This window comes from Streptomyces silvisoli (assembly GCF_029269905.1).
In the GTDB taxonomy this organism is placed as follows: domain Bacteria; phylum Actinomycetota; class Actinomycetes; order Streptomycetales; family Streptomycetaceae; genus Streptantibioticus_A; species Streptantibioticus_A silvisoli_A.
Genome location: NZ_JARJBC010000016.1, coordinates 131,446 through 145,796 on the forward strand (window position 1 = coordinate 131,446; position 14,351 = coordinate 145,796).

Below are 14,351 nucleotides of genomic sequence, written 5' to 3' on the forward strand. Positions count from 1 at the left end.
ATGTCGACTGGCAGCCCGCAAGGAGATCTGACGGTCAACGTGCCGTGGTCGGTGCAGGAGGACCTCCTGCTCGATGTCGCGGCGCCGACCCTCGACCACTCGGTCGAGCTCGGCGAGACCCGAAGCTGGTTCTACCTCCGGGAGAACTTCGAAGGCAGGCCGTATCTGCGGCTGCGTTTCGACACCGACAGTCCGTCCGTGGCACGGCGGCTGTCCGCCCGCATCAGTGAGAGCGTCGGTCCGGCCGCGCGGGAGAACCTGTTCGACTACCGGCCCTACAACCGGGAACACGACTGGCTCGGCGGCCCGGCCGGGGTGGGACTCGCGGAGTCGTTCTGGGCCGACACCACCCCCTGGGCACTGGACGCCATTCGCGCGACGCGTGGCGACCGGGCCCTTCGGATGGCCCTGACGTTCGACATGCTCGTGTGCAGTGGTGCGCTGCTGGCCAGCAGGCTACCGCCGAGCATCGGCAAGCACGGCTTCAAGGCCGGCTACCTGTCCTACCTCGCCACCTTCGAGGGCTACATGCTGCTCATCCGGGACCCGGAAGGCACCAGGGCCCGGCACGCGCAACGTTACGAGGCCAACCGGGACAAACTCCGGCCGCGGCTGCGTGCCCTCGTCGAGGGCATGCGCGACCCGGACGGTGACCTCGCCGAGCTGCCGCCGCTGGCCGCCCAATGGGTCACGACGCTGCGCGGCTACCTGCCACTCATCCAGCAGGGCTTCGACGAAGGCCGGTTCTTCCTCTACGCGACGCCGAAGAGGAACGAGGTCGCCAAGCTCACTCCGTCGCCGGACGGGCTGTACCGTCGGCCGAAGGTGCCGTGGCTGGCCGACCTGCCCGAGCCGCCGGTCGCCGGCATCCACCGGGCCATCGCCGACAACCAGTACTACCAGGGCATGATCCGCGAGGACCGCCGGTTCCTGGCCTCCCGGCTGGCGCAGGCCTACGTCAACTGGCATCTGTTCCGGCTCGGCTTCCAACTCGCCGACCGATACACGCTGTTCTACCTGGTGGCGCGCGCCTTCGAGGAAGAGTACGACCTCGACGCGGCCGAGCTGATCCGCTCGGTGCGGCCGGAGGCCGAGGTCGCCGGATGACTGCTCCACACCCCGCTACCGCGACGGCGTCCGGAACCGCACCGCTGGACACGGACGGTGTCGACGCCTTCGTCCGGCGGCTGCGTGGCACCTTCGCGGAGATCTATCCGACGAACTGGCAGATCGACTGGCGGAACGTGCCGAGTCCGTTCCGCTGGTACGACGACCTGCCCAGGATCGATCTGCCGCCGCTGCCCCGCCAGTTGCTCCGCGGTGGCCCGACCGCGGCTGACGCGGTCGCCGACCGCGGCCTGTTGGCCTGGCTCGGAGCGCTACTGCACGCCGGGTACGGCCTGAGTGGGGTGCGCTGGTACCCGGAGGGCATTGCCAAGAGCAGTCCTGAAGAGCCCACACCGGTGCATCGCGACCCGCATTACCAGTTGCGGCGTGCGGTCCCTTCGGGCGGAGTGACCTTTCCCGCCGAGTGCTACGTCACCGTCGGCACCGGCGATGCCCAGCTCCCGGCTGGCGTCTACCACTACGACGCGACCCGGCACGCGCTGGTGCCGCTGGCGACGGGTCGGCCACCGCTGGGCATCGGGCGTGCCGACGGCGGCGTGCGCATCGTGTTGACGGTGCCGCTGTGGAAGAACCACTTCAAGTACGGTGACTTCTCCTACCGGCTGGCCGCGATGGACACCGGTGCCGTGCTCGGTCAGTTCGCGCTGGTGGCGCGGCAGTGGGGACGTCCCTGCCGGGTGTCGTTCGGCGTGGACGAACGGCTGCTGCTCGCCCAGCTCGGTCTCGACGACGCTGACGAGGCCGCGCCCGTGGTGGTGGACGTCGGCCCGGGTGCCGGGGAGACGGACGCCGCACCGGCGGAGCGGGCCTCGACGGGTGTCGGCGTGCTGCCTTGGCGGGGAGGCAAGCGGGTGGACCCGGCAGCGGGTGCCACCCGGATGCACGCGGCCTGCCTGCTCGCCAGCCGGCCGGGTGAGCCGCTGGACCTCGCGCCGGTCCCCGTCGACGAGCTGCCGGTCAGTCGGCAGGCCACGCTGCCGAGCGTCGCCGACGAGCCGGTCACGGTCGCCGACGCGCTCGCGCGTACCGCGCTGGGCGAGCAGTTCCGCGGCGAACCGGTCGGCCCCCACGAGGTCGCCCGCTGGATGGCGCAGGTGGCCGCACCGCTGGACTGCGACGTCCCCGGCGCGGGCAGCGGCATCGCCCATCCGCGGTGTCTGCTGCTGGCCCGCGCGGTCACCGGCACGGCACCGGGCGCCTATCTACCGCTACCGCACGGGGAGCTTGCCGAGCTGGCCACCGGTACGTTCGGCGAAGTGGTGCAGGCGAGCCTGTTCGGCTCCTACATGAACTTCCGCCAGGTGCCGCTGATCGCGGTACTGGTCGGTGCGGCCGATCCGCAGCACGGGGTGAACGGCCCGGTCGCCTACCGGGGCCAGCACCTGCTGGCGGGGCTGCTGGCGCAACGGCTGGCCGTCGCCGCGAGCCGCGACGGCTACTCGGCGCACCCGGTACTCGGGTTCGTCAGCAAGGACCTCGACGAACCGCTCGGCCTCGCCGAACGCGGCCTCACCTCGCTGCTGGTGATCGGGGTCGGACGGTACCGGCGCGGGCTCTACCTGGAGAGTGGAATGAACCCGGCGACCGGGGTGACGGGGGGCAGGAAATGACCGAGACGTTGCTGCGGCTTCGCGCCGACGCCTACTACATGCCGGTGCGTGACGGCATCTGGATCCGCACCACCGCCGGCTCGTTCACCCTGCGCGGCCCGAACGCCGCCGCCTGGGTACAGCAGTTGGCTCCGCTGCTGGACGGGGGCGTGCGGCCGGAGCAGCTCTACGCGTCGCTGCGCCCCGAACAGGTCGACTACGTACGGAAGTTGATCGGCGCCCTGGAGTCCCGTCAGGTACTCCGGCGTGAACCGGACACGGAGGATCCTCGGCTGGCCGAGGCGTTCCCGCAGCAGATGGAGTTCCTGCGGCACATGACCCCGGACGCGCAGACCGCGTTGCAGCGCGTCCGCAGCGCCCAGGTCGCCGTGGTCGGCGACGCACGACGGGCCACCGTGCTCGCCGCCGCGCTGGCCGAGACGGGCTTCGCCGACATCGCCGTCGTCGACGGGGAACCCGACGCGGAACTGCGCGAACTGGCCGAGGAGTACGCGGAGCGTGGCAGGCCGCTGCGGCTGGGCTCCTCGTCCGGTCTGGAGGGCCGGACAGTGGTTGGTGTCTTCGGCGCCGACGAAGCCGACGCGGCGTTCGCATTGGCCGATCGCGCCGCCGAGGCGGGCGTTGGTGCGTGGCTCGGCGTCGTGCGAGGCCAAGCGATGCTGCTGAAGGGACAACTGCCCGGCTCGGGTACCGCCTGCCTGCGCTGCGCCTGGCGCAAGTTGGTGCACCCCTGCGTGGCGCTCCCGGCATCCGACGGGCTTGGCCACACCCAGGTCGCCCTCGCCGCCGCCGTACTCGGCCAGGAACTGTTCCAGCACGTCGCGACGCGCGAGGTCGATCGGCTCGCCGAGGGTGTTGTCGTCGACCTGACGCGGCTGAGTATCTGGCGGACGGCGGTCGACCCGGACCCGGGTTGCCCGGCCGCGGACGTACATGCCGACGACCCCGCTCCGGTTGCCCGCGAGGGCCGCTACCCGGATGTGGTGTTCGGCGCGCGTTGTTTCGGACCACTGGTCACCTGCTCCCCCAAGCAATACCGACAACTGCCGTTGACCGCTGTGCGGTTGGAGACCAATCCCCCGGGCCGGGTCGCGCCCGTGGCACACGGCGACGGTCCGCTCATCGTGGCCGAGACCATGGCCGACGCCCGCCACGAAGCGGCGCTCCTGGCCGTGCGCGACGCCGTCGCCGGGCACACCGGCGAGCAGTTCGACGTCGGTACCGACCGCTCCGAGGCACTGGGACGTGCGTTGCTGCGCTGGGCCGACACGCGACTCAGCGATGGCTGGGCCCCGGCCGAGCCCGGTTCGGGCGGGCAGGTGAGGGCCCGGTTGGCTGGCCTCGCCGGGGACCTGCCACCGGTCGTGCTGGAGGCGCACGCCTGCGGTCTGTGGCGCGCCAAGGCCGCCGGGCGGCGACCGCTGACGGGCATCGACGCCGAGCATGCGCAGGAGCGGGCGCTGCTGGCCGCGCTGGGCGCCGTACAGCTGTCCGGCGAGCTGTCCGGCGAGACGGACGCTCCGGTCCCGGCCGCCAAGCCCCGGCACCCGGCGGTAGCGGAACTGGACCGGATCTGCTCGGCCCTGGGGCGCACCGTGCGACCCGTCGGCCTGCCGCCGCTGGTCTCCGGGCACTTGGTCGGAGTATCGCTGTGACGGCGGTGATGGCGGCGAACGCCGATGTGCTGCGCCTGCTGCGGCGTGCCGCAGGTGCAGGCACAACGGTGACCGACGACGCGGACCACCTGCCTGCGGACCGGCTCGGCGTCCTGGTCGACCTGAGCTGGGACGCCGACCTCGCGGATCTCCCGGCGGCCGACGTCCCGATCCTGCCGATCCACGGGATGCGGGGCAGGCTGGTGCTCGGTCCGATCATCGAGCCGGGCGTCGTGGGATGCCCCCGCTGCCTCGCGTTGCGGGTGCGTGCGATCGACCGGCCAGCCGGGGCGTCGACCGACGCCGAACTGCGCCCGCTGGCAGCGCGGGCAGGCGAGTACTGGTGGCCACCGGCCACCCCGAACCTGCTGGCCGCGGTGCTGGCCGACGAGCTCGACCGGCTGGACGCCGGCGAACGACCGCGCAGCAGCGGCGCTGCCTACGTGGTGGACATCGGCGGGATCGGCGGTGACTGGCACCCGGTGCTTCCGCACACGCTGTGCCGGTCGGCGCACTGCGTGGCGGCGAGCACCCCGATCCCACCACCGCTGCCGGAACTGCACCGGCCGATCCCCGCGTTGGGTGTCGGGCAGACGCGCCGGTTCAAGGCGACGTGGTTCAGCGAGCGGCTGGAGGACGAGTACCTGGATCCCTGGTCCGGGCTGGCAACCGCACCCGCGCTGGCCGGCAATGCCGCACTGCCCTCGGTACAGGCGGACGTGCCGACCGCGTGGGGGTTCGCCGAGATCGCCATCGGCCGGGCGGACGACTACGCGACCGCCCGCACCAGCGCGGTGCTGGAAGGGCTGGAACGGTACGCCGGCTGGCACTGCGGCGGCCGCGACCCGGTGCGGATGGCCGCCTTCGCCGATCTCGACAACGCCGTCGACCCCCGGGACCTCGGCCTGCACGAGGACGATGCCTATCGCACCGCCGGTTTCGAGTACACCGCGTTCACCCCGCACACACCGACGGGCTGGGCCCGCGCGTACTCGGTGCGCACCGGGCGGGAGACCCTGCTGCCCTTCCATGTCGCCTACTACGGGGCGACTCAGCGCACCGACACCGGCCCCGCGTTCGTGTACGAGAACTCCAACGGTTGCGCACTCGGCTCGGGCGTCGAGGAGGCACTGCTCGCCAGCTTGCTGGAGATCGCCGAACGGGACGCGTTCCTTTGCGCGTGGTACTCCCGCACGCCGCTGCCCGAACTCGATCTCACCGATCCGGTCGACGAGCGGGTGGCCGCCGCGCTGCGCATGCTGCGTCATCACACCGGCCGGGAGATCCGGGCCTTCCGCGCGGTCGGTGAGTTCGGCGTGCCGGTGGTCATCTTGGTGTCCACGTCGGACGATCCGGCCGAGCCCGCGACGCTGAGCACCGCAGGCTGCGCGCTCACCGTCTCCTCGGCGCTGCTGGGCGCGGTACAGGAGATGGCCGCCGCGGCACCGGCCATCTCGGTCAACTACCGGGCTCGCCCTCAGGACGAGCTGATCAGAGCATTCGAGCAGCCGGAACGGGTCCGGCACATGACCGACCACGCGCTGGTCGCCGCGCTGCCACGGGCCCGTGAGAGGTTCGCCTTCCTACTTGAGCAGCCGAACGGGCCGATGTCGACAGTCGAGTCGCCTGTTCCCGGCTTGCTCACCCCGCAGGGAGACATCGCGGCCGACCTGGCAGCCATGCTGGCGGTCGGTGAGCGGGCGGGCCGGGAGGTGATCGTCGCCGACCACACCACCGTCGAACTGCACAGGCTCGGACTGCGCTGCGTCAAGGCGGTCGTACCGGGCACCGCACCGATGACCTTCGGACACCTGCACCGCAGGCTGCCCGGTGCCGCGACGATCCGGGCTTTCCAGCTGCGCAACGGGGTCGACCCGGCGCAGGCATCGATGAGGGAGGTCTGGCATGAGCCCCACCCATTTCCTTGAGACGCCCCCGCCGGGGGTGAGCGCGCTGCCGGGCGGCCTCGGCTGGACGGTCACCGACCGGTCCGTCGCGGTGCGCCTGCTGAGCGACGACCGGCTCGGTGTCGTCGAGTCCGCGCCGGTGATGGCGGTGCTGACGGCTCGGCTGCCCGCCGAGGTGCGCCCGCTCGCCGCCGAACTGGCCGAGTTCGCCGAACGGATCATGTTGCAGGCCGCACCGCAGCGCCACGCCGCGCTGCGCAAGGCCTTCGGTCGCTTCTTCACCGCGGACGCCGTTGCCGCACTGGTACCGGCGATGCGGCAGATCGCCGAACGGATCGTCACCGGCCTGGCCGGTGACGGCGGCTGCGAGTTCATGACGCAAGTCGCGTTCCGTTACGCCATCGATGTCGGCGCTCACCTGCTCGGACTGCGACCGGCCGAGTTCAGCCGATTGCACAAGCTCAGCCAGCGGCTCGCCCTTGTCGCCTACGCGTCCAGGGTGGCCGATCCGGCCCAGGCGGTACGGGATGGGCACGCGGCGCTCGTGGCCATTCGCGAGGCGATCGCGACAGCCCGGGTCGGCGCTCCCGACGGAACGGTTCTCGGCGCGTGGAACAGCGGCGAGATCGGCGATCTGTCCGATGTGGACTTCGAGGCGAACACGGTCATGCTCATCCAGGCCTCCCTGGAGACCGTGGCCGGCATGCTGGGAAACGCGGCTGCCCGGTTGCTCACCACCCCCGGCGCGCTGGCCAACGTGGAGGTGCGCGACGCTCTGATCGACGAGGCGCTGCGTGCCGAACCCCCGCTCAAGACCCTGGAGCGGATGGTCCGGGAGCCGATCGACCTGGATGGCTTCCGGTTCGAGGCGGGCCAGGTGATCTCAGTCCGAATCGCCGACGCCAACCGGCTCGACACCCAGCCGGAAGGCGCGGAGAGCACCGTCGCCGGGCGGGCGGTGCTGTCCTTCGGCTGGGGCGCCTACCGCTGTCTCGGCGCCCGGCTGGCCCGGCACCAGGCACAGGAACTGTTCGGTGCACTGCACCGGATCGTGCCCGGTTGCGCGCTCACCGAGGCCGAGGTCGAACGAGTGCGGCACATCCGCTTCGACATGCCGCGCAGACTGCTGGTGGGCTGGACCGCACCCGCCGCCCCGCCGACCGACGCACTCACCGAAGCGCTCACCGAAGCCCTTGCCGAGCACGACCTCGACCGGCCGCTGAGTTCCGTCGAGCGCGTGGTGGCCGCGACGGTGCTGCAAGAGCGGGGGCACCAGCGGCCCGACCTGACCGATCCACCGCAAACCATTCGGGAGTGGGTGACATGGGCGATTCTCGACCATGGCTGAGCGCCGCCGTCGACACACTGGCGACCGCGCCAACCGGCCTGGTCACCGAGCACGGCCGTTACCGCTGGCCGGAGTTGGTGGCGCGGGCCCGTGAGCTGGCCACTGACCTACCGCCTTCGCCGTACGGCTGGGTGGTTCCGTCGGACGGCTCGGTGCGCTCGGTGATCGGCCTGCTCGCGGTCGGCCTCGCCGATCCGGCACCTAGCTGGGTGCTCGGCGATCCAGGGCGGTGGAGCACGGGCGAAGCGGTCGGTGAAGTGCTGTGGCAGGCGGGGGCGTCCTGCTCGCCACCGGGTTCCGTACCCGGCGTCAGTTACGCCACCGCGACCTCCGGTACGACGGCCCAGCCAAGGCTGCTGTTCGGCGATCCGGCCGCGCTGCCCGACGCGGTACGGCTGTACGCCGACGGGATGCCCGAATACGCCGACGCCGAGGTCTTCGCGGCCTGCTCGGCGCTCGACTTCGCCGCCGCCTTCTACATGACCGTCGTCCCAGCCATCCTGCGCGCTCGCGATCTGGTGCTGTTCGCGCCCCACCGCTGGGACGTGGCGGTGCGCGAACTCGACGGCCGAAAGGGAGTCTGCCTCGCCGCGCCGGTGCTGGCCGCGCTCGGCGGACGCGCCGCTTCCAGTGGCGACTACCGCGGTTTGTCGCTCGTGCCCGCGGGCGGCGGGCTGACCGCGGCGCGAGCCGAACGGATCAGCGCCGGGTTCACCGGCTGCTCCTTCCTGACCATGCTCGGCTCCACCGAGACCGGCCTGCTGACCGTGGGTCGCGAGGTGCGTGAGGACGGGCACATCGGCAGTCCGCTACCGGGCAAACCGGTGTGGCTGGCCGATGTCGGAGCGGACGGTGTGGGCACCCTGTGGACGAAGGGCCCGGACACCCGGTTCGCTGCCAGTGACGGCAGACTGCTGCGGAACGCCGACGGCGCGGTCAGCACCGGCGACCTCGCTCACCTCGACCCGGCGGGCACCGGGTACTTCCTCGACGGCCGCAGCGACGACCTGATCAAGGTGGATGGCGTCAGCGTGTATCCCAACGCGGTCGCCGCGGCGGTGCGCGCCCTGCCCGGGGTGCTCGACGCCGCCGTATCGGTCGATCGCAGCGGTCCTGCCGATCGGATCGTCGTGACGGTCGTCGGTGAGACCACCGAGCGCCGCGTTCGCGAGGTCTGCGGCGCGCTACCCCAACCCGTCGTACCGCAGCGCGTGACGATCACGGCTGGCGAGGACGCCGCGTACAGCGAACGCGGAAAGGTGCTGCGGTGAGCGCGGACGCGGCGGCCCGGGCGAGGGTGACCGCGACGCTGCTGCGCAACCCGGCCGCGCTGTACGAGAAGTTGCACAGACGCGGGCCGGTGCAGTGGAGCGAGCCAGGACGGACGTGGCTGGTCGTCGGCTACGCCGCGGCCCGGATGGTGCTGCGTGACACCAGGTTCCGGATGCCGGGCCCGGGTGCCGACGCCAACTGGGGTGAGGGCAGCAAGCACGGTGAGTTCGTGCGCAGCCTGCTCCTGGAAGCCGAGGGCGCCCACCACGACCGGTTGCGCAGGATCCTGTCCCCGGCGTTCACACCACGGGCGATCCGGGCACGCGAGAACCGGATCACGTCGGCCGTGCACGGCCTGCTCGACGACATCGGTCCGGCAAGGGAGTTCGACGGGGTCGCCGCCGTCAGTTCCCGGCTGCCGGTGGCGGTGGTCGGCGACCTGGTCGGCGTACCACCCGAGGACCGCCCGCGGGTTTCGCGGCTCTGCCGGGCGATCAGCACCGGCGGCGGGCTCAGTACCGGTGCGGCCGAACAGGCCGCGGTGGACACCGCGATCACCGCGCTCGATGAACTCACCGAACTCGTCGGTGACTGGCTGGCCGCGCCGGAGCGGCTGTCGGCGGGCTCGGTGCTGGCGGCAACGGCCGACGGCAGCCTGCTGAGCAGGGTCGAGACCGTCGCCACTGTGTTCAGCCTGTACCTCGCCGGCCATGACACCTCGCGAAACATGCTCAGTGCGCTACTGCTGAAGCTGGCTACCCAGGACGGCCTGCTGGCTCGGCTCGCCGAGGACCGCGCGGCCGCCGGGGACGTGGTCGACCAGGTGCTGCTCGGCGAGTCGCCGCTGACCTTCACCGCACGCGTGGCACTGGAAGACGTGCTGGTCGAGGGGGAGTTGATCGCCAAGGGCGATCCGGTCCAGATCATGCTCGGCGCGGCCAACCACGAACTGCTGGCCACCGGCCGCTCCCCCGGCCAGCTCGCCGGGGTGAGCTTCGGCGAGGGACGGCACGTCTGCCTTGGTGCGCACCTGGCCAGGCTGGAGGGCACCGCGCTGCTCACTGCCGCGGCGCGGCGCTGGTCGGCGCTGACCCTAGCGGGAGATCCGCAGTGGACACCGCACTTCCTGCACCGTGGCCTGGACAGCCTGCCGCTGAAGGCGACGTGGCGCGATTGACCGAGCCCGAGGAGACCCGGCTCAGTCCGGTGATGGTCCGGCGGCGCTGCCGCGTCGCCGTCGACGTCCTGCGCGGCCTGGGCGGCGACGGGGTATGGCGCGCGGCACAGGAGCTGGCGGATGCCGCGGAACGCTGCCGGCTCATCGGCGGCGCGATAGCGGACCGCATCGCCCCACTGGTTCCGGTGGCGGACCAGGACCAGCGACGGCAGCTGCTGCGCGCCAGGCGCGACGCGTTCAACGTCCGCCCGCTCACCGCGATACCACCGGTCGAAGGTGTTGCGGCCTACCAACTGGCCATAGCCGACCGCGACCGATGCGCCGAGGCGCTTCGCCGGTGCACCGACGAGTTGGCCGCGTCGACGCGGCGGACACTGCGTGCGGCGCTGGCCGACCCCGGCTTCGCCGCGTCGGTGGAGATGTCGGTACCCGGCCTGGTGTCGGCCGTGTCGACCGACGATCCGGGCAGCATGTCGGCACGTTCCCGGCGACGTGCGCTGACCCTGCTGCGCTTGGTGCAGCGGGCCGCCACCAAGCCGAGCCCGTTCGCCCGGTTCACCGACTCCACCGTGCTGCTGCCCGGAGCCACGCATCGCCCACCGAGCAGCCACGTGAGAATCGACCGGCGCACGGTGGACTGGGTGCGTGACTGGATCGGCACGTCGGGGCTGGCCGTGCTGCCGACCGGGCGGGTGCTGCTGACCGCGAATCCCAGCGCGACCGTCGCCGACGGCCGGGTGAGCTGGCTGGCGGGCGACGGTCAGCGGAGCGCGCGTTGCACCGAACAGTTGGCGGCGCTGCTGGCCCGACTGCGTACCCCGGCACGACTCGCCGAGCTGTGCCCGTCCGGAACCGTTCCGCACGCCCTGCGTCAGTTGATCCACAACGGACTGATCGAGGCCGGCCCGTACCTGCCCGGCTGGGGCCGGGAGACGCTCGCGGTCGCCGCCGAGGCGGTAGGCACCCGCGACGAGAGTGCGCGGGCGGTCCATGACGCGTTGTGCGCCCTGCACGCGATCGAGTCGTCGTCCACGTCCGAGCCGCTGTCCGCGTCGAGCGTGCGAGAGCGGTCCGGCCGGGCCCGTGACGGTGTTCGCCGACTCGCCGAGGCCTGCGGGCGACAGGACGAGGGCGGCGACCGGCTGCTGATCACCGAGGACCTGGTCGCGGTGGACGCCGCCGACGGCCCGTCGCCGACCACGCGAATGCTCGCCGACCTCGGCCGGGTCCAGCGGATCGCGCCACTGCTCGGCGGTGAGCTGCCTTTCCAACTCGCTGCCGCGGTCTGCTTCCGAGCCCGGTTCGGCGACGCAGCGGTGCCGTTGCTGACGGCGTTCCGCTGGTTCGTGGAGACCGGTCGGCAGGCAGCGGACGAACTGATCGCGAAGTCCGCCGAACCGGTGCTGGCCGAAGTGCTCCGCCTGCGCGGCGAACTGGCCGACGGGCTGGCCAGGCTCGCCGCCGAAGCACCCGATCTGCCCACCGTCGCCTGTGACGGCGGTTGGCTGGGCGAACTCGCCGACGCCCTGCCCGCCGAGGTGGCCCCGTGGACGAACGCGGCATGGCCGGTGCAGTGGGTCGGTGACCAACTCGTGCTCAACGGAATCAGCGTCGGCTTCGGCCGCTTCCCGGCCAGGGTCGCCGGCACTCTCGGCGAAGCCGAACTCGCCCGGCTGCGCGCGGAAGTCGCGAAGACCGTGCCACCGGGCGTCGTGCCGACGGACATCGCGGCCCGGTTCGGTGCGACCGCGAACGAGCACCCTCTGCTGCTGCCGGCCGCGCTGGCCTATCCGGGCAGCGCCCTGGAATGCGAACCAGCCGCGCGGGTCGACCTGTCCACCGTCACGGTGCGCGTCGAACACGGCAGGCTGGTCGCCCGCAGCACGGCCTTCCCCGGCCGGACGTTGCTTCCGGTACCGCACAACGCGACCCTGCCGAGCATCGCGCCACCGCTGTTCCGCTGGTTGAGCCGACTGGGGCCGTCGCAGGGCAGCACGCTCGCACTGTGGGATCTCGTCGACTCCACCACCGGCCAGGACGGCGTACGCCACTATCCCCGGCTGACCCTCGGTGACCTCGTGCTGTGCCGGCGAACGTGGAAGGTGCCCGGCGAGCAACTGCCGACCGGGACCGACGTGCAGACCTGGCTGCGCTGGACCGAGCGCACGGGTGTGCCGCGCCGGTCGTTCGTGCGCGAAACCACGCTGCCCGATCCGTGGGACGTGTTGCGCGGCCGGGCCTCGGACCACCGCGTGCAGCAGGCGCGTTCCCGAACCGGGGCCGCGGTGCGCAAACCGGCCTACGTCGACCTGGCGCAGCCGCTCGGCAGGCCGCACGAGATGGCTGTGCCCGGCGAGACGCTGACGTTCACCGAACCACTGCCGGATCCGCTGGCCACCAACGCCGAAAAGTACGTCGTCGAGTACGTGATCGAGACATATCAACCGCTCCACCGTGGGAGGACCTCATGACCGCCGAAGCAGCCTGGATGCCGATCCGGACCGCGTTGGCCGAAGCAGCCGACTACTGGATCTGCACCGTGCGTTCGGACGGGCGACCCCACACCGTCCCCGTCTGGGGCGTGTGGTGGCGTGACGGCGTGGTCTTCTCCACCGTCGGGTCCAGCATGAAGGTGAAGAACCTGCGCGCTAACGCGAAGGCGACCGTGCACCTGGGCAGCGCCCAGGAGGTGGTCATCCTGGACGGAACCGCGACGGAGATCACTGGTCACGACGAACTCACCGAGATCGGCGCGCTGTTCGACACGAAGTACGCCTCGGGCGTCGCGAACACCTACGACCTCGTCACCGCACGGCAGTCCGGGATGGCCATCTGCGCGGTACGGGCGGAGGTGGTGCGGCACTGGCGCTCGGACGACATGTTCCGCTCGCAGCGGTTCACCTTCGACGCCGACGGCCGTCCGGTGCTCGCCGAACCCGCCAGCATGCCCGACCTCTCGTCCGAGATGCCCGACCACGGCGCCGAGCAGGGCGCCGACGACGCACAGGGCGTGTGGAAGGACGACGCCAAGGCGGCGGGCGACAAGGTGTCGCCTCGATGACGGCCGCACAACACGAGGTCGTCAAACGGTTCTTCACCGGCACCCACCGCACCCGTGAACCGGAGCAGACCTGGCGACTGGCGACCCGCCTGTTCGACCGGTGCGGCATCAGCAGGGTCGCCGACGTCACCGGTCTCGACATCCTGGGCATCCCGACCTGGGTCGCGGTCCGGCCGCTGGCCAGCACGCTGAGCGTCAGCCAGGGCAAGGGAGCGACCCACACCGCGGCGAAGGTCTCCGCGTCCATGGAGGCGATCGAACTGTGGTACGCGGAGAACCTGCCCAATGTCGACGAAGAACCCATCGTCGCCACGGCGGCCGAACTACCCCTGCCCTACGCCTTCACCGGCCTGCAACGAGCCGCCCGCAGCCTGCTGACCGAGCACACGCCGTTGACCTGGCTGCGGGCCGAGATCATCGGCGACCGGCGGACCACCTGGGTGCCGCAACCGTGCGTCTCGATCTCCTCGCTGGCCTCGTCTGCCTGGTCGCCGCCGCTGCTTCGGGTGTCCAGCAACGGCCTAGCCAGCGGCAACTGCGTCGAAGAAGCGGCACTGCACGCCTTGTTCGAGCTCGTCGAACGGGACAGCACCGCCGACCTGCTGCACCGCCCGGTCGAAGTACGCGACCACATCGCGCCGGACACCGTCGACGACCCCGGCTGCGCCGAGCTGATCGCACGCATCAAGAGCGCCGGCGCATGGCTGGAGCTGGTGGACAACACCCGTGACCCGCACTTCCCCTGTTACGTCGCCTACCTGTGGTCCCCGGAGGACCCGTCCATCTACTCCGGTTCCGGCTGTCACACCGACCCGGCCGTCGCGTTGTCGCGGGCGATCACCGAGGCCGCGCAGAGCAGGCTCACGGTCATCAACGGGACGCGTGACGACGTACGCGGTGCGCTGTACCGCTCGCACCGGTGGGACACAGAACAACCCAGCACCCCCTCCGACCGGGTCGGCAGCTGGGCTCAGGCGGTCGAGCGCCTTGAGCGGGTCGGGTGCGCCTCGATGGAAGAGGAGCTGACCCGGTGCGCCCGGCTGGTCAGCGACCGAACCGGGCAACCGGTGATGGCCGTTCAGCTGTCCGCCCCGAATGAACCGCTGGCCGTCGTGCGGGTCGTCGCCCCCGGTCTCCGGTTCGGCACCGGTGACGAATGCCCCCGACCGGTCCAGCCGAGCAGGAGTTGAACC

At 71.7% G+C, this 14,351-nt stretch carries 10 protein-coding genes; all 10 read left to right on the top strand.

The annotated features are described in order from the left end of the window. The 10 genes from P3G67_RS24015 to P3G67_RS24060 are packed head-to-tail and all read left to right on the top strand — an operon-like array spanning window position 1 to window position 14,348. A complete protein-coding gene (locus tag P3G67_RS24015; protein WP_276095321.1) occupies window positions 1–1,107 on the top strand; it encodes a lantibiotic dehydratase C-terminal domain-containing protein in 1,107 nt (368 codons plus the stop codon). Continuing rightward, window positions 1,104–2,738, top strand: a complete 1,635-nt coding sequence (locus P3G67_RS24020) for a hypothetical protein (protein ID WP_276095322.1) — start codon at window positions 1,104–1,106, stop codon at window positions 2,736–2,738. The genes P3G67_RS24015 and P3G67_RS24020 overlap by 4 nt, the downstream gene beginning before the upstream one ends. Then, complete coding sequence (locus P3G67_RS24025) at window positions 2,735–4,393, top strand: hypothetical protein (protein ID WP_276095323.1); 1,659 nt, start codon at window positions 2,735–2,737, stop codon at window positions 4,391–4,393. The genes P3G67_RS24020 and P3G67_RS24025 overlap by 4 nt, the downstream gene beginning before the upstream one ends. Next, on the top strand, window positions 4,390–6,321 hold the full coding sequence (locus P3G67_RS24030) for a TOMM precursor leader peptide-binding protein (protein WP_276095324.1): 1,932 nt from the start codon (window positions 4,390–4,392) through the stop codon (window positions 6,319–6,321). Before P3G67_RS24025 ends, P3G67_RS24030 begins: the two co-directional genes overlap by 4 nt. After that, window positions 6,299–7,648, top strand: coding sequence for a cytochrome P450 (locus tag P3G67_RS24035; protein WP_276095325.1), 1,350 nt, complete (start codon window positions 6,299–6,301; stop codon window positions 7,646–7,648). Before P3G67_RS24030 ends, P3G67_RS24035 begins: the two co-directional genes overlap by 23 nt. Further along, window positions 7,624–8,919, top strand: coding sequence for a class I adenylate-forming enzyme family protein (locus P3G67_RS24040; RefSeq protein WP_276095326.1), 1,296 nt, complete (start codon window positions 7,624–7,626; stop codon window positions 8,917–8,919). Before P3G67_RS24035 ends, P3G67_RS24040 begins: the two co-directional genes overlap by 25 nt. Beyond that, window positions 8,916–10,097 (top strand): hypothetical protein, encoded by a 1,182-nt coding sequence (locus P3G67_RS24045; protein ID WP_276095327.1) that lies wholly within the window; start codon window positions 8,916–8,918, stop codon window positions 10,095–10,097. Before P3G67_RS24040 ends, P3G67_RS24045 begins: the two co-directional genes overlap by 4 nt. Further along, window positions 10,085–12,568, top strand: coding sequence for a lantibiotic dehydratase (locus P3G67_RS24050; RefSeq protein ID WP_276095328.1), 2,484 nt, complete (start codon window positions 10,085–10,087; stop codon window positions 12,566–12,568). Before P3G67_RS24045 ends, P3G67_RS24050 begins: the two co-directional genes overlap by 13 nt. Further along, on the top strand, window positions 12,565–13,158 hold the full coding sequence (locus P3G67_RS24055; protein ID WP_276095329.1) for a pyridoxamine 5'-phosphate oxidase family protein: 594 nt from the start codon (window positions 12,565–12,567) through the stop codon (window positions 13,156–13,158). The genes P3G67_RS24050 and P3G67_RS24055 overlap by 4 nt, the downstream gene beginning before the upstream one ends. Beyond that, window positions 13,155–14,348, top strand: a complete 1,194-nt coding sequence (locus tag P3G67_RS24060) for a YcaO-like family protein (protein ID WP_276095330.1) — start codon at window positions 13,155–13,157, stop codon at window positions 14,346–14,348. The genes P3G67_RS24055 and P3G67_RS24060 overlap by 4 nt, the downstream gene beginning before the upstream one ends. The last annotated feature ends 3 nt before the right edge of the window (window positions 14,349–14,351 follow it).